This window comes from Ruminiclostridium josui JCM 17888 (assembly GCF_000526495.1).
Lineage (GTDB): Bacteria > Bacillota > Clostridia > Acetivibrionales > DSM-1351 > Ruminiclostridium > Ruminiclostridium josui.
The window spans coordinates 1,371,058-1,387,764 of record NZ_JAGE01000001.1; the positions used below are offsets into that span (position 1 = coordinate 1,371,058).

Sequence of the window (16,707 nt, forward strand, 5' to 3'; positions counted from 1 at the left end):
ATTTTCAATAAATGCAGTCTTTTTGGTGGGAACTATAGGGCTCGAACCTATGACCCTCTGCTTGTAAGGCAGATGCTCTCCCAGCTGAGCTAAGCTCCCGATGGTGACCCATAGGGGAATCGAACCCCTGTTATCGCCGTGAAAGGGCGGTGTCTTAACCGCTTGACCAATGGGCCATAAAATAAGCGATAATGTATATCGCTTAAAATGGTAGCGGCGGTGGGATTTGAACCTACGACCTGCCGGGTATGAACCGGATGCTCTGGCCAACTGAGCTACGCCGCCATTTTTTATGTTGCCCGTTCGCTAACGTGCTTTTACATTATACATAAGAAATAGGACATGTGTCAATAGGAAGATTATATTTTTTTAAAAAATTTAATACAATTTAGAATAACCGCAAAAGAGCAGTAAAAAACCCTTAAACCACAAGGTATAAGGGATCTATTTTCAGGAGGAATATATTTTAAGACCGGCCGGCGGAATAATCCGCCGACCAGAATGGATTATTTTCAACAATACAAATTTTATAGAAAATAATCCTATTTGTAAATGTATAAATTATTTAAAAATTTTATTTAATCAATTAATTTTCTTGTACATTTTTACCCTCGAGAACCAAAAATAGCTACATATTGACTTGAAAGTTCAAATTTCATATTTTTGAACTCCAGTATACTTTGTACAAACCCCAAGGAATCCGCATGATACCGTCCTGCTATTTTCTGATATCCCAAAAGCTCATAAATTCCGTCACCGTCAAAATCAACAGGATATAATCCGCTTAGTGGATCAACCCAGCCTTCAATTGGTGCTTTGAGAATTCCCTCGTTAGTGTAAATTTCACTTAGATACTCTCCGCCTTTATATGTTATATCAAGTATGTATGTATATTTATCCGTCTGGTTTTGAACCGATACCTTGTAATAATTCAGATAGTTTACTTTGTATTGATATTCATTATTAAAGTCTTCATAATTGAATATCATTGAAAGGCGATTATTCACATCTGAAAATACGTAATAAAACATTATGGCACCGCTACCGCCAGAATTAATCCCAATCAATATATCGTTAATTCTATCTCCGGTGAAATCACCCAAAAATAACCCTGGAGAATAGCCTGCATTTGAAGGAAGTTTTGCGCTCTGCTTAATGCCCGTTCTTCCATCCTTTATAACTAGGGTAATATCCCTCAAATAATAACCGTCAGGTGCTTTGACAGCTGTGAGATATACATAATCTGCAATCCCGTCTCCGTTTACATCACCGTAGGCACTGGCAACTATGTTTCCCATATCGTTAGGAAATGAACCTGAATTGTATGAATACAGCATTTATCCTACCTCTTTTTCAATGTTTTGAACTGCTACTATATAATATGAAAAGCTTCTGTATTGGTGAATTTATATATTTCCCATTATCCAAAAATTGAATAAACAATTCTCGCCAAGGGTATAAATATTAATGCCACTTTCGTACTTACTTGAAATTAACAAAATACAATATATATGTTCTTTAAATCAATTACATCTAATATTATTATATGGAAGTGAGTAAATTTTGAATAAGGTCAGGTGACCATATGATAATTCAATGTGAAAGAAAAGAATTTATTCAGCAGGGTGACCAGTTGGCAATAACCAGAGATGACAAGCTAATCGGCTACGGTAAGGTTATCGCCCTACTGGACGAAAACGTACTAGTGGATATTGATGATGAAGCCAGTAAATCATTATTTGAAATCTTCGCAGAAGCTATCCCTTGTGACTTTACATTCGTCAACGAAAAATATAATCCAAAGAACATCGAATAAACATCAATATCAGTTATCCCACGTTTACCGGAGTAAAATCGTTTGCCGGAAAATACCCGGCTAACGATTAACCCGGCAAACATGAATTGCTCTAGTGTTTATATGAAATGTTAACATTTTGTTTTAAAAATTATAACAGTTTATTAACTTTTTCTTCGTAAAAAATACATAATTTACAGCTATTATATAATCATAAGATAACTTAATGAATTTTCTAAAGATAGGAGGACTAGATTATGTATAATAATAATGATTGGAACAATGGATACTATAATAATTCAAATTTTGATAACAACCAAATTATAACAATAACCCCTAAAAGAAAAAAGCATAAGTTTACTACCTATTTATCACTTGTGCTTATAACTTCAATAATTACCGGAGCAGCAGTAGGCGGCGGAATGTACTACAAGTTTTCAAAGGAGCTTGACAGACAAATAGGAGATTTACAGAAGTCAGTTGCTCTTTCAGCAAAAAGCAACACAGACTCCGTTGTAGGCACACTTACTTCATCAGCAGCCGAATCATTGAAAGCAGCTACTCTTTTAAAGACCTCTGCCGGAGACTTGACTATACCTGAAATAGCAAAGAAAGTGGGACCCTCAATTGTTGGTGTAACAATGAACGTTCAAAACAGTCGTTCTTCGGGATTCTACGGTTTTGGAACACCATCTAGTTCCAGCTCTGAAGGGTCAGGTATAATATTTACTGCTGACGGATATATAATGACAAATTACCATGTTGTATCATATGCAGACCCTAAGAAGGGAGCAAAAAATACTACACTTACAGTGTATTTACCTGATAAAAGACAAGCAAAAGCTACATTTATAGGTGGTGATGAGGATAACGATCTTGCTGTTATAAAGATAAATCTCACTAACCTTCCTGTTGCAGAACTTGGCAACTCTTCCCAAGTAGAAGTCGGTGATACTGCCGTAGCAATTGGAAACCCACTTGGAATGGAGTTTGCAGGCTCTGTAACTGTCGGTGTAATAAGTGCACTAAATAGACAGGTTGATACTGGTAATGGACCTATGGATCTTTTCCAGACAGATGCTGCAATAAATCCCGGTAATAGCGGTGGTGCCCTTGTAAATTCCAAAGGACAAGTAATAGGCATTAATTCAGCAAAGATATCCGAAAGCGGTGTTGAAGGCCTTGGTTTTGCAATACCAATGGACACAGCTAAACCTATAATTGAACAGCTAAAAACCTATGGATATGTTAAAGGAAAGCCTTTAATGGGAATTTCAACTCAGGAGGTTCCTGAACAATATTCTAAAATGTATGGAATACCGGTAGGATTATACGTTGTTGAAGTAACTCCTGGAGGAGCCGCAGCAAATGCAGGTATAAAAGCAAAAGACATAATTATTATGTTAGACGGTAAAAAAGTAAAAACAAATTCAGACATTGATGCAATCAAGAAACTGCACAAAGCCGGTGATACTGTTAACGTAGTAGTTTCCAGAAACGGTCAGCAAATAACTCTAAAGCTTACATTTATGGAAGCTAATCAGTAGTAATCAATTATAAGCGACAAGTCAGGGCTTTATATGCCCCCTTAAAGCCCTGACTTGTTTTTTATTTTTAATTCCATCTTATGAAAGAATTTTTTACCCAGAAGTTTAAGATAAATATCACCCATAGCCTTCCCAACTGTTTCATTTAAACTGCTAATAGAATTTGCGTCAATCTGTAAAGTTTCATTGGGTAAAATCATCAAATACATGGGAATATCCCATATAGCGTAATCAATATCAGGCAACAGTATGAAGCCTGCTTTTTCATAGAATTTAATCCTTTTTTCCCTAATATCGCGTTCTTTCTGCTCTAAAGCATCCTCAGGCTTTTCAACCTCTACAATAATACTTCGCTTGTCGCAATATCTGTTTTTTAATATTTCTATAAACTTTGTTCCAAAGCCTTTTCCCCTATATTTCGTATAAACTGCCAATAAGCTTATAAGAACAAAAGAGTCTGTGCTGTCCACGGTACAAATTGAGTATGCAACATCTTTTTGGTCATTTACAAGCACAAATCCCTTTTGAATACCTTTTTCAAGCTGTTTGTATAAATCTTCATAGGGCGGATATTCCCCCTGTGCAAAGTCATTTACTATGTTTATGTATAAATCTCTGACCTCATGGAGATTAACAGGCCTTACATCGTATGCCATGGTTTATTCCTTCCCAATTTCATTCAATATAGATAAATCAATGTGACAGTAGCCATTAGGATTTTTCTCCAGATACTCCTGATGGTAATCCTCAGCTTTATAAAAATTATCAAGAGGAAGAACCTCCGTTAATATTTTCCTTTTGTATAACTCCTGTTTGTTGTTAATATAGCTTTTTATAATTTCTTCGTCTTCGAAATTCTTATAGTAAATACCTGTACGGTACTGTGTACCTATATCGTTTCCTTGTCTGTTCAGTGATGTAGGGTCTATAATTCTGAAAAAGTAGTCCAGAAGCTTTTCCATAGAAATCTTAGTCCTATCATACTTTACATAAACAGTTTCCGCGTGACCTGTTGACCTTCTGCAAACATCCTCATACGTAGGGTTTTCAGTGTTTCCGTTTGCATATCCAACCTCAGTATGGATTACTCCCGGAAGTCTAGACAAAAAAGCCTGCACTCCCCAGAAACATCCTCCTGCAAGCCAAATCTCCGAAATACTATTATTTGCTTCAGTCATTGTCGTCACTCCTTTTTTATATTTATCTGTCCTCAAATAAAATATCAGTTATTTCTGCTTCTGTGTTTTCCTCTATAAATTTCATGACTTCATTCAGAACAGCATTTGCCTGTGCTCTGCTCGTAGACACACAGGCTGCACCTATTACAATAGTCTGATATAAATCCTGCTCCTCTATCTCAGCTATGGATATATTAAATTTGTTTCTGGCCCTTTGCACGATACTTTTAACTATCATACGTTTATCCTTGAGCGAATGGCACATGGGCGCATAAAGCTTTATTCTCAAAGTTGATACAATCATAAAGTCTCCCTCTACAGTTGAAACCTATTAATATCCCAGTTCCTCTCCAACTATTATTACCTTAATTCTGTCTTTTTGGTTCTGATATGCACTGACAACATAATTACAGCATATTCTGTTTTGACCACGACAGCCATTTGTCATTGAAGAATTCCCTGATGTAAGTCCCATGCACTCTCCTTTTTCGGTACAATAAGAAGTACAATTAAGTCGAGTAGCATTTGCGGGAGCTGCCATGGTTTTTACCCTTTTAATTGCCTCATCCAGATTTCCTACTATTTTATTTATACCCACCACAATTATTACTGATTCCGGGCCGTAACATATAGCAGCAACCCTATTGGAATAGCCGTCTACATTGTATAGTTCCCCATTTTCCGTAATAGCATTCGAACTGCTGATATACACATCTGCCAAAAAGGATTTCCGGAAAATTTGATGAATCTGTTCCTTTGATAACCCCTCTTCATATCGGTCCAGGAAAGTATATTTACCCGAGCGCAGCAAATCTATAATTCCTGCCTCAAACAAGCTCATAGAACCACCTACAGCAACGGTATCTCCTTCTTTTAGTAATTCAGCTACTTTCCCTGCAACATCCTTTACAGTTTCAACATAATAAGGCTGCATATTATTGGCTCTGAGATTTTCCATAGTTTTTTTAATTCTTTTGTCTAAAATCGCCTTTACATTGTTATCCATTTTAATCCCCTCCATTTTCTATATAATCAAATCCTATATGTTTTCAAATTCTGATTTTATAAGCATCAGGAGTGCTTTTTCAAAGGCTCCATCGTTCTCCTTTGACCTTTTTCTTATAGTGCCAGTTCTTCCTCCCGACCTCCTGATTTTTTGTCCCAAATGCCTTTCAAATAGCAATCTGTCAATATTGTTATCAGAGTATATTAATCCATTCTGATTTAAAACCTTTGCACCTTTAGTCAGTCCCATAGCAGCTACACCATAGTCCTGAGTAACCACAATATCGTTCTTTTTGAGCATATTTATAAGCTTTATGTCAACACTGTCATTGGCTTTGTCTACAGTAATTACTGTGCTATATCCATCATTTAATTGGTGACTGGTATCAATAATCATTGTGACTGGAATACTATATTCCTTTGCAATTCTTATGATTATATTTTTTACCGGGCATGCATCAGCATCAACAAGTATTTGCATATAAATTCCTTCCAGCTTTTATTTTATTTATTATTCTATACCAAATAATTTAATTAAATCAACTATCCGTAGGTTTTGCAGACATATTAGTGAAAATGTACCGATGTTAACGTTAATTTCTGCGGCTTAGAATAAATAAAAAATCACATGGAATGTCCATGCAATTTTTATTTTTGTAAATTATATTTTTTTAACTGAGTTTCTGTAAACAATTCTTCCCTTTATACTAGACCTGCCATGACTTTTGTTCTCATTCTTTATCTTATCAAGGATGGACTTAACTGCTGTTGCCGCCATTTCTTCTACATCAACCTCTACTGTAGTAATTTGCGGTTCAGATATTGTAGCATATATATCGTTATCAAAACTTACTACAGAAAAATCCTCCGGTACACAATAGCCCATTTCTTTAAGCTTTAAAATGAGGTTATATGCTATACCATCACAGTTGCACACAAAAGCAGTAGGCATATCTTTGGGAAATTTGAGCTCAATATACTTTCCATGCTTGTCCCTATCGCATATCACATAATCTTCTCTCAATTTTATACCATGTTCCAAAAGAGATTTGCACATACCCAAATATCTATCCTGAATACTGCTGGTTGCATATATATCCCCAATAAATGCTATGTTAACATGTCCGTTCTTTATTAGATAATTTGTTAATTCATAAGCTCCCCAATAATTGTCCACCGTTATTGAATCAACATTTGTACTGTCATCATAAAAATCCAGAAAAACCACGGGTATTTCTATATTCTGCAAAATCTTTATATAGGCTTTACTTACCTGTCCCAGAACAATAAGTCCATCTACCTTTTTGTCATAATAAAACTTAGGTAGTATAACTTTGCTCTCATCCTCTGAGTTTAATACCTGAAGGATTGCGCAATACTGATACTTTTCCATTATTTGAGACAGGTGTTTAAAAACACTGAAATAATATGACTTGTCGTCCCCCAGAAAATGTTCAGGGATAATTACTCCAATATTATACGACAAACCATCTCGCATGGATTTTGACATCATATTGTACCTGTACCCCATTTTATCAGCTAAATCTTTTATCTTTAGCTTTAATTCTTTACTGACGCCGTCTTTATCATTCAGTGCTTTAGAAACTGTGACAATGCTGACATTTAATTCTTTGGCGATATTTTTCATGGATATGCTGCTTTTCATAATCTTACCTCTCATAAAAACTGTCAGTACTAGTTAGCTTTTGCGGGTTGATTACTATTTTACTATAATTTACTGAGTTTTTCCAGTTCAGGTTGCAGCAGTACTAAAGTACTTTGTTAACATAATATGCATATTGGACTCCAATTCAATTAAATCCTTAATAAGTGCAGCAGTTTTGCTATTAAGATTATTTACTTTGGACTGAAGTATTTTATTCATGTGCTTTCCCAAAATGGTCCATCTAGTAATGGACTCTTGGAGTGTAGCCAGAAGTTCTTTATATTCGCCTGAATTATCATCCTTTTCCTGCTTTAGGCATTCTAGAAGGAGTATTCTTGCACCGTGAATCATCCAGAAATCGAAGGTAAGCCTGTCTCTTTGCTCCCAGCCCACTGTCTTAAAATAGTTTTTCAGATTGTACCCCTCATGAGATAATTGAATAAATTTATTTAAAGCATCTATTCCATAATAAATTGTATAACCGTACAAATCCTCATAGCTTCCTTTAAAATAATTTTCCGCCATAGCATTTATAAAGTCTTTTAATTCATGTTTCATTGTATTGTACTTATGCAGTTCAGTTTCATTGATTTTCAGCGTATAACATCTCAAAAAGTGGCTACAAGCCTCAGCAAGTTCACTTATTGGTGCCACTCCAATCTGGCTATTCAAATCATATGTAACATAATTATCCTTATTTACTGAATATGGAGCCTTCTCTGCAAAATATATTTTGTCATCCTCGTAGTGGAGTAAAATATTAACATGGTTCTGTGGTCCCTGATAATATGTATTTAAATCAAAGTTGGGATCATATTTGTGATAGAATTTCATTTTTTCAAATACAGTTTGAACTATAACCATATGGCCTTCATCCAAAAGCCACTTAAGAAGGTCTATGGAATCCTTTTCTTGAATTTTTACATACTCATTAAGCTTTATATATTTGCTCCAAAGGGGAGTTAAATTTTTGCTCTCATTATTTATCCTTAAAGTATTATCTGTGTTGTGAAGCCACAAAGAAGGGTTTATATCTCTGATGAAAAGAGATGCAATTACGTTTTTGTCAATGTTGATACTGTTTTTAAGTATGTTATAAATTGAAGATTCCAAGCAGTTGAGCTGCAGTGAAACAGTATCCTCTTCTCCGTCACTAAGCAGAAAGAAATTAAGATCTTTTAAATCACATTTTTTCATAATTCCACCTCATATTCGGAAACATTTATGTCTAGGCAGCCTTACAATAAAAGATATATTTGATACTTATTTCCATAATATAATGTTTGATTTGTTTTGTCAATTTAAAAGTATTTTTTGTATAAATATGTAATATTTTGGTGTTTATTGCAAATGATTTGATATTAATGAATTAGTAGGGATAAATCAGCTCGTTTTCCGGTTTCTGTGCAGGAGTAACTGATATTCCGTAAAGTATCGGCATTTCCTTTTTCATATGAGGCTCGTACTCTACTTTTATTTTAGCTGTAACGTAAACCCACTCACCATTTCTAAATTTTTCTGCATCCTTATATCTGCATAGGAATCCATATGGAACAAGATCTGCGGCGCAGCAAACCATTGACATACGAGCAGGAATAAACTCATTGCTGCTAAACCCGTCCATTCTGAAAACAGTACCTTTGATTCTCACAGTTTTATTATCATATTTATTCGGGTTTTTATAAGCATCAGTGTACCAATTTAAATATTCATCATCGCTTATATTAACTATACCAGACAAATTACTGTCTTGTTCATGTTGTATTTGTCCTGTATTAGACTTTATATCCGCGCCATCAACAGGTGCTGTGACATTTATAGCTCCTGCAAGTACGGGGATAGCCAAAATAGCACAAGGAAGTATGTTATTTCTGCGCTTAGGCCTAAACAAGCTCGGCAGCAGGGATAATGCAATAGCCATAACTCCTGCTATAGAAAACCATAGATATTTTACTATATGTATGTTAACATAATGTTTGATTTTCCCTGTTATAATAGCCTGGGTAAGTAAAGAAGCAATTAATAATAAAATTGTTATCTGTGCCAAAATCTCTTTGTTTACTTTTTTCATAATACTATCAATCCCACTTCCCGTCAGCTAAAAAAAGTTGCTGCTATTGAGAAAATAAATACCGCAATAACTATGAGCATTACAAACAGTTCTATTAAAAATTTCTTTTTGAAACTTGCCGAAAGCATTAATATATTTTTCAAATCAAGCATGGGCCCCATTACCATATAACATACTATCCCATGGGTTGGAAAGCTGTAAGAAAAGCCCCTTGCGATAAATGCATTAGATGTTGAACATACCGACATAAATACAGCAGCCCCTAACATTATCAGCAATTCTAAGTGTCCACCAATGCCCGCTGCAGAAAACAATTCTCTTGACAAAAATGTTTGTAAAAGAGAGGTTATAAATGCTCCTACTACTATGTAACTGCCCACATTGAAAAATTCCATTCCTGCATGTCTTATAAGCATCCACAGTTTCCCTATAAATCCTTCTTGGGATAAATTTTCAATATACCCGCCTGAGCATGGCGTTTCCAAAACCCTCTCATTTATGGCATATTCTTTTGTAACTCCTGCAAATTTCAATATAAGTCCTACCATCAGTGCTATTACAATACCTAATCCTACCCTCATAAAAACAACTTCTGGTTTATCGTGAAAGGCATAGTATGTAGACATAATTACAACAGGATTTACAACTGGGGCGCTTAACAAAAATGTCAGCACATAGTACACTGGAACTCCCTTTCCGGCAAGTCTTGAACATATTGGAGCCATTGCACAATCGCATACAGGAAAGAAAATTCCCATAATCACAGCTGCCGGAAAACCAACCCATTTAAAACGGCTAAACACTTTAGCAATTTTTTCGTCGGAAGCAAATACCTGCAGAAAGGATGAAATAAATATGCCTAATAATATAAATGGAAGGGCTTGTATGAGAATGCCAAGAAAAATACTTATAAAGGCAGAGCCTGTATTTTTAACTGACGTAAAAAACAGGTATAGCATAAGTAATAACGCCGCAAATATAAAACCACTGATATCTTTATTATTACCTTGAAGCATTTGATAATCTTTTATATGGTAAATAACTTTAGTCTGCCTGTTAACAGCCTTTATGGCTCTTTTGATATTTGCTTTCTCCACCGAATCCAAGGATTTGTCCCGGTTTAAAATAACAATGTCGCTGTTTGAAATCTGCTCTGTCATTATTGACTTCATATTGCTCATATACAATGCAAAATTAGAAGCATCTGCAATAAAATATATATTGCTTATGCAGCATCCTGAAGGTAATCTTATCTTTAAAAATTCCCCTATGGGCCAGGTTCCGTTATATTCTATCAAAATCCGGTCCGGGTCATGTTCTTCAATAACGGAACATATAAAGCTTCTGTCAAGCACACGTATATCATTTATATTAATCAATACAGTATTATATCTTTTTAATGTGCTTTCCCGGTATTCTTCAAATCCCTGTTCACAGCATATCAATACAGTCTTTTTACTGCTATATCTGTCATTGCCGCCTTTTAATAGGTTTTGTATGAATGTGGTCTTGCCAGCTTCAAGAAATCCCCCAATTATACTAAGTTGTATACTCACATTTATACTCCCGTAAAAAGTTTTTTCAATTCTACAGTATTGAGCTTTTCACCGATAACACAAATCCGTCCCGTATAGTCCGGCAAACACGGCTTGATATTAATTTCTCCCGGTACAAAATCAAACTGTACCCAGTTGCTTTTCTCTAATGGAATTATTCCTTTTGACCTTAGTATATTGCCATACAAGGACTTATTTGAAAGTGATTTTAGTATACTGCGTATGCTTTCATTGGTATAAAGTTTAGGAGTTTCAATACCCCAGTTTTGAAACATTTTATCAACCTCTGTGTGACTATGCAGCCTCTTCTCTGGAGGATTTTCTATATTTAAATCTCCGCCCCGTTCTGCAAGAGAGATGATATCCGCCCCTTTTAATGCCCACCAATCGGTGGTTACAATATTGGCTTTCGGGTTGCGTTTCTGAATATCATTTACAACTTTAGAAAGCTTATTTTGCTCCATCATTTGTGTCCGACTTAAAATCACAGTCTTTGCATTGTTTATCTGGTCTTGAAAAAACTCCCCAAAATTGTTTACATAAATTATGTACTTCATTGAATCCACAACTGCTATACACATATTTACTGCTGCATCTGCATACTTTTGAATTTTGCCGCAAGCCTCTAGAACCCCTGAAAGCTTTCCTACACCGGAGGGTTCAATAATAACCCTATCAGGCGTATACTTCCTTAGGACCTCTTTAAGAGCCGTAGAAAAATCTCCAACCAATGAACAGCAAATACAGCCTGAATTAATTTCTTTTATCTCTATCCCTGAGTCCCTTAAAATTCCGCCATCAATTCCTATCTCACCAAACTCATTTTCTATAATTACTACTTTTTCTGAGCCTAATTTTTCTTTCAGAAGCTTTTTTATTAACGTTGTCTTTCCTGCTCCAAGAAAGCCTGAAACAATGTCTATTTTAACCGCCATGTACTATGTCCCCCTTTACTTAATTATATTCAGTCACTTCTAATTAATGATTATCCGGCCGGTCATTGACATATATTCTTACTGTGAGCTATATTATATTTGAAAAAGCATTAACAGGAGCAGCTATTATGGATAAAAATGTTCTAAAATCCTCAGATTTGAAAACCACTAAGCGCCGTATGGCTATACTTGCTGTACTGGAAAATTCAGCTATACCATTGACTGCAGAAGAAATATATTCCATAGTTATAAAAAATGTTCCTATGAGCCTGTCAACTGCTTACAGAACCTTGGGGACTCTTTCTGATAAAGGTATTCTTTTAAAAAACCTTAGTCAGGACGGCAAAACATATTACCAGATAAATAGTCATCAGCACAAGCATCAGCTAGTATGCACCTTGTGTAATGAAACTGTACCAATTGATGATTGCCCCTTATCAAATGTTGAAAAAAGTCTCATTAAGCAAACCGGATTCACAATAACTGGACATAGTCTAGAATTTTCAGGCATATGCCCTAAATGTGCTAAGCATAATTAACATGATTTCTTAATGGTTAGCTGCTTTCCATTCTTCTAAAAGGATTCCGTAGTTTTTTTCATCGTCCCACTTTCCATATTTGAACCTTACCTTGCGCAGCTCTCCTTCAAATGTCATACCAACCTTTTTCATAATTCCTTCTGATTTAAGGTTGTTTGAATTGCATCTGGCAGATACCTTGTGAAGTCCAAGCCTAGTAAAGCAAAATTCTATCAATGTATTTGCAATCTCTGTTGCAAAGCCTTTGCCCCAATATTCCGGCAACAAAAAATATCCTATCTCTCCGCAGCCTCCTGAACTATTTCTGCTATGAACCAGTACGTCTGCAAAGCCTATAAATTCATTTCCGTTTTTTGAAAAAACTGCAAAGGCATAGGAATCATCGCTATTAATATTCTCATCTGTATTTATATATCCCTCAAAAAAAGCACGAGCATCTTCTTCGTTGTCTATTTTATCTATCCATGCATATCTCATTACAATTTCATTTGAAAATATAGAATAGAATAACGGAAAATCTTCATGGGTAAAGAATCTGAAACTGAGACGTTCACTTGCTATTTTCATATTAACCTCCCAAAGTTGTATACTTGACTAATATATTTTATTACACAATTATATATTCATTTTGTCTAATAGTAACCTTAATATTAAAATTTTTTCAAAAACCACATTTCTGTGCCATTTTTGAAAGCATAATCAGGTATACTTAATTGCGAAATGCAATTAAATCAAGTTTGGGAAGTATCTTGATTACGGCTAATATAGAACTTGGTCAATGGCGAGTAAATAAAACCGTTCCACTCTGTTTATATTAAAACGCATTGTATAAAACCCGCTATCATCAGATTCGCTTTGATTTACATTCCACTCTGTTTATATTAAAACTGCGACTTCACACTCAACAGTAACGTCAATAGTTTATTTACATTCCACTCTGTTTATATTAAAACTTGTGCCGTATATACTGCTTACATCAAAGCTTATATTAATTTACATTCCACTCTGTTTATATTAAAACTATCAACCATACCTTTAACTGCTATTGTTTGCGGATATTTACATTCCACTCTGTTTATATTAAAACACCGTGCATTTTGTTATGTCGAGCTCGACAACCTGAATTTACATTCCACTCTGTTTATATTAAAACGTAATACCCACAAGGTCGCTGAAGGTCACATTAAAATTTACATTCCACTCTGTTTATATTAAAACAAATAAGCCTATACCTACAAAAAAAGAGAACCTTGTATTTACATTCCACTCTGTTTATATTAAAACGTACAGTAAAAACAGACGCTTTGGCGGCTCTTGCGGCATTTACATTCCACTCTGTTTATATTAAAACGCTCGTACAGACGGGCAATATGTTTATTATGATGTATTTACATTCCACTCTGTTTATATTAAAACTTAAGCTGACGGAGGTTGTTATGATTTATTTGTATAGATTTACATTCCACTCTGTTTATATTAAAACTTGATTATCCCAAAATGTCTATACCACCTAAATTATTTACATTCCACTCTGTTTATATTAAAACTCAGGCTCTCCAATAATCAAATAAAAGTTATATTATTTACATTCCACTCTGTTTATATTAAAACGAGGCCGTTTTGGCCCCAGTCGTTTTACGCTTTCAGCATTTACATTCCACTCTGTTTATATTAAAACTTAATATGTTCAATATTCTTAGTTATTTCGTTCGTATTTACATTCCACTCTGTTTATATTAAAACATAGTTTCATCAATATCTTCTATAGATAATTCAGTATTTACATTCCACTCTGTTTATATTAAAACGTGCATTTTTTGCAGCAGTAGCAGCGGTTTGTACTTTATTTACATTCCACTCTGTTTATATTAAAACTCCAGTCTTTTTGACAATTCTAATATTGCTATTTCATTTACATTCCACTCTGTTTATATTAAAACCAACGTATTTAAAAACGGGACTAAGATACATACAGAAATTTACATTCCACTCTGTTTATATTAAAACAATGATAGACAGATAATATATTCTTGTTGTTATAGTATTTACATTCCACTCTGTTTATATTAAAACCTAAATGCGGACCCATTCATCTTAAATTGTAAAAAATTTACATTCCACTCTGTTTATATTAAAACCGCTGACTATCTTACTGAATTTATTGTTAAACCTGATTTACATTCCACTCTGTTTATATTAAAACTCAATATTACAGGCGTTAGTCCTGTATTTTTGTATGATTTACATTCCACTCTGTTTATATTAAAACGTTTCATAGTATCAATAATAGTCTTTTCAACCTTCATTTACATTCCACTCTGTTTATATTAAAACTTACACCACCATAACTTGTAGTTACTTGTCTTGTGGATTTACATTCCACTCTGTTTATATTAAAACAGCGTTATTCCCATTATTTACCCATTCACTTATTACATTTACATTCCACTCTGTTTATATTAAAACTTACCATCCTCCATTCCAAAGTTAGTGACTTCGATATTTACATTCCACTCTGTTTATATTAAAACCAACCGAAAACTTTTTCTTAGTCGCCCTAGTCGGCAAATTTACATTCCACTCTGTTTATATTAAAACTCAAATTAAGGGTGGCTTATTGCTATCCTTTTTTTGTATTTACATTCCACTCTGTTTATATTAAAACTCCGTCTTAATTATCTCATCGAAGAATTACTTAACAATTTACATTCCACTCTGTTTATATTAAAACATAATGCAACAGCACCACCAAGAGCACCCGCACCCAATTTACATTCCACTCTGTTTATATTAAAACACAATGATTTTATACAATATTTTCTGTCTGTGAGCATTTACATTCCACTCTGTTTATATTAAAACTCAAGAAACATGAATTATATATCGAATCAGCTAAAAATTTACATTCCACTCTGTTTATATTAAAACAATATATAAGCATAGTAATTAATAAAATAATTTAGATTTACATTCCACTCTGTTTATATTAAAACGTAAATGCTTCATGATTTATATCTGTTTGTAATTCATTTACATTCCACTCTGTTTATATTAAAACTTGAGGCTTTACGCTTAGTTTATGAACAAAATAAATTTACATTCCACTCTGTTTATATTAAAACGAAGTGTGATATCTTATGAGAGTACATAACTATTCCAATTTACATTCCACTCTGTTTATATTAAAACTTGTCCCCTAATTCACCAGATACGAACCAATTCGCATTTACATTCCACTCTGTTTATATTAAAACGAGGGACATATAGATTTACCAGCTTCAGCTGGTGTAATTTACATTCCACTCTGTTTATATTAAAACATTATGCAAGACAGAATCATAAGCTCGGTAAAGAATTTACATTCCACTCTGTTTATATTAAAACGATGGAATATTATTTTAAATGAGATAAATTTTAGGATTTACATTCCACTCTGTTTATATTAAAACTTATTTCCCGTGTGAAAGCCCCTCTTATTCATTAAGTATTTACATTCCACTCTGTTTATATTAAAACGTACTTATATTCATATTGATTATAGGATTCAGCATTATTTACATTCCACTCTGTTTATATTAAAACATAAAACTCCACGTAACAGCAACTATAATTTAGTTCAATTTACATTCCACTCTGTTTATATTAAAACTAATATATAAGAATTTTTATTATTTATTTGTATTTTATTTACATTCCACTCTGTTTATATTAAAACACATAGACAACGAGAGCGACGGACACAAAAAGGTGTATTTACATTCCACTCTGTTTATATTAAAACTTTACGCATTGAAGTTCCCCCGATTTGATGGACACACAGAATGGCTGGTATAATAAAACCAGTTGGAGGTGTCCATCATGAAACGCTATGATAAAAATTTTAAAGAACAAGCAGTCCGTCTTGTGCTGGAGCAAGGCCGTAGTGTACCAAGTGTAGCTAGGGATATCGGCATCCATGATAATACTATGTATAAGTGGTTAAATGAGTACAAAAAGCATAAAGAGAATGCATTCCCTGGCAGCGGTAATCTTAGGCCTGAAGATGAAGAACTCAGGAGTCTTAGAAAACGCGTTGCAGACCTTGAAATGGAGAATGAAATCCTAAAAAAAGTAACGGCCATCTTCGCGAAAGACCGGAAGTAAAATATTCTATCATTCATAAATACCGCTTCATATTTCCTGTTGAGAAGATGTGCCAAATACTTGATGTATCAAGAAGCGGTTATTATGCCTGGACTACAAGACCGAAAAGCCATCGTAAGCAATTAAACTGTGAGCTACTTGAAAGAATTAAGGAAATCCATAAGGTATCTCGTGAAACTTACGGAAGTCCCAGAGTAACAAAAGCCTTAAACAATGGTGGAATAAAAGTAAGCGGTAAACCATGAGTACCTATACAAAAATGCCGCCTTTCG

Annotated in this window: 15 protein-coding genes, 3 tRNA genes, 1 pseudogene and 1 CRISPR repeat array; of the genes and pseudogenes, 4 read left to right on the forward strand and 15 right to left on the reverse strand. The window is 34.3% G+C overall.

All coding sequences use genetic code 11. The features are described 5' to 3' along the window. Positions 1-23 precede the first annotated feature (23 nt). From K412_RS0106445 to K412_RS0106460, 4 genes are all read right to left on the reverse strand, one after another. A tRNA-Val gene (locus K412_RS0106445) sits at positions 24-99 on the reverse strand. A 2-nt stretch (positions 100-101) separates the two neighbouring features. Continuing rightward, positions 102-176, reverse strand: a tRNA-Glu gene (locus tag K412_RS0106450). A gap of 32 nt (positions 177-208) precedes the next feature. After that, positions 209-285: transfer RNA gene (locus K412_RS0106455), tRNA-Met, on the reverse strand. A gap of 320 nt (positions 286-605) precedes the next feature. After that, positions 606-1,337 (reverse strand): hypothetical protein, encoded by a 732-nt coding sequence (locus K412_RS0106460; protein WP_024832338.1) that lies wholly within the window; start codon positions 1,335-1,337, stop codon positions 606-608. Positions 1,338-1,585: 248 nt separating this feature from the next. On the opposite strand from K412_RS0106460, the gene K412_RS0106465 reads away from it, so the two are divergent. Together K412_RS0106465 and K412_RS0106470 are read left to right on the forward strand one after the other, a co-directional pair. Then, complete coding sequence (locus K412_RS0106465; RefSeq protein ID WP_024832339.1) at positions 1,586-1,816, forward strand: hypothetical protein; 231 nt, start codon at positions 1,586-1,588, stop codon at positions 1,814-1,816. A gap of 236 nt (positions 1,817-2,052) precedes the next feature. Beyond that, entirely contained in the window at positions 2,053-3,342 is a 1,290-nt protein-coding gene (locus tag K412_RS0106470) for a S1C family serine protease (protein WP_024832340.1), read from the forward strand. A gap of 41 nt (positions 3,343-3,383) precedes the next feature. Here the strand turns inward: K412_RS0106470 and K412_RS0106475 are convergent, their stop codons facing one another. The 10 genes from K412_RS0106475 to K412_RS0106520 form a co-directional block, all read right to left on the reverse strand. Beyond that, entirely contained in the window at positions 3,384-3,998 is a 615-nt protein-coding gene (locus K412_RS0106475) for a GNAT family N-acetyltransferase (protein ID WP_024832341.1), read from the reverse strand. A gap of 3 nt (positions 3,999-4,001) precedes the next feature. Beyond that, the gene (msrA, locus tag K412_RS0106480; RefSeq protein WP_340139734.1) at positions 4,002-4,499 is read right to left on the reverse strand and encodes a peptide-methionine (S)-S-oxide reductase MsrA; all 498 of its coding nucleotides are present in this window, start codon (positions 4,497-4,499) and stop codon (positions 4,002-4,004) included. A 43-nt stretch (positions 4,500-4,542) separates the two neighbouring features. Next, positions 4,543-4,824 (reverse strand): DUF503 domain-containing protein, encoded by a 282-nt coding sequence (locus tag K412_RS0106485; RefSeq protein WP_024832343.1) that lies wholly within the window; start codon positions 4,822-4,824, stop codon positions 4,543-4,545. 27 nt (positions 4,825-4,851) lie between these two features. Beyond that, the gene (locus tag K412_RS0106490; protein WP_024832344.1) at positions 4,852-5,526 is read right to left on the reverse strand and encodes a lactate utilization protein; all 675 of its coding nucleotides are present in this window, start codon (positions 5,524-5,526) and stop codon (positions 4,852-4,854) included. Between the two features lie 33 nt (positions 5,527-5,559). Next, positions 5,560-6,006, reverse strand: a complete 447-nt coding sequence (locus K412_RS0106495; RefSeq protein ID WP_024832345.1) for a YaiI/YqxD family protein — start codon at positions 6,004-6,006, stop codon at positions 5,560-5,562. Between the two features lie 180 nt (positions 6,007-6,186). Then, positions 6,187-7,191, reverse strand: a complete 1,005-nt coding sequence (locus K412_RS0106500) for a LacI family DNA-binding transcriptional regulator (protein WP_024832346.1) — start codon at positions 7,189-7,191, stop codon at positions 6,187-6,189. 87 nt (positions 7,192-7,278) lie between these two features. Then, positions 7,279-8,388: a hypothetical protein gene (locus K412_RS0106505; RefSeq protein ID WP_024832347.1), complete on the reverse strand. Its 1,110-nt coding sequence runs from the start codon at positions 8,386-8,388 to the stop codon at positions 7,279-7,281. A gap of 172 nt (positions 8,389-8,560) precedes the next feature. Further along, a complete protein-coding gene (locus K412_RS0106510; RefSeq protein ID WP_024832348.1) occupies positions 8,561-9,262 on the reverse strand; it encodes a TIGR03943 family putative permease subunit in 702 nt (233 codons plus the stop codon). A gap of 23 nt (positions 9,263-9,285) precedes the next feature. After that, on the reverse strand, positions 9,286-10,818 hold the full coding sequence (locus tag K412_RS0106515; protein WP_024832349.1) for a permease: 1,533 nt from the start codon (positions 10,816-10,818) through the stop codon (positions 9,286-9,288). A 2-nt stretch (positions 10,819-10,820) separates the two neighbouring features. Further along, positions 10,821-11,753, reverse strand: coding sequence for a CobW family GTP-binding protein (locus K412_RS0106520; RefSeq protein WP_024832350.1), 933 nt, complete (start codon positions 11,751-11,753; stop codon positions 10,821-10,823). Positions 11,754-11,881: 128 nt separating this feature from the next. Between K412_RS0106520 and K412_RS0106525 the strand changes: the two genes are divergently transcribed. After that, complete coding sequence (locus K412_RS0106525; RefSeq protein ID WP_024832351.1) at positions 11,882-12,292, forward strand: Fur family transcriptional regulator; 411 nt, start codon at positions 11,882-11,884, stop codon at positions 12,290-12,292. 9 nt (positions 12,293-12,301) lie between these two features. Here the strand turns inward: K412_RS0106525 and K412_RS0106530 are convergent, their stop codons facing one another. Next, the gene (locus K412_RS0106530) at positions 12,302-12,859 is read right to left on the reverse strand and encodes a GNAT family N-acetyltransferase (protein WP_024832352.1); all 558 of its coding nucleotides are present in this window, start codon (positions 12,857-12,859) and stop codon (positions 12,302-12,304) included. Positions 12,860-13,083: 224 nt separating this feature from the next. After that, positions 13,084-16,073: a CRISPR direct-repeat array (repeat unit 30 nt; unit sequence ATTTACATTCCACTCTGTTTATATTAAAAC). Positions 16,074-16,150: 77 nt separating this feature from the next. On the opposite strand from K412_RS0106530, the pseudogene K412_RS21760 reads away from it, so the two are divergent. After that, positions 16,151-16,662, forward strand: a pseudogene (locus K412_RS21760) (transposase); the annotation flags it as partial. Positions 16,663-16,707 lie beyond the last annotated feature (45 nt).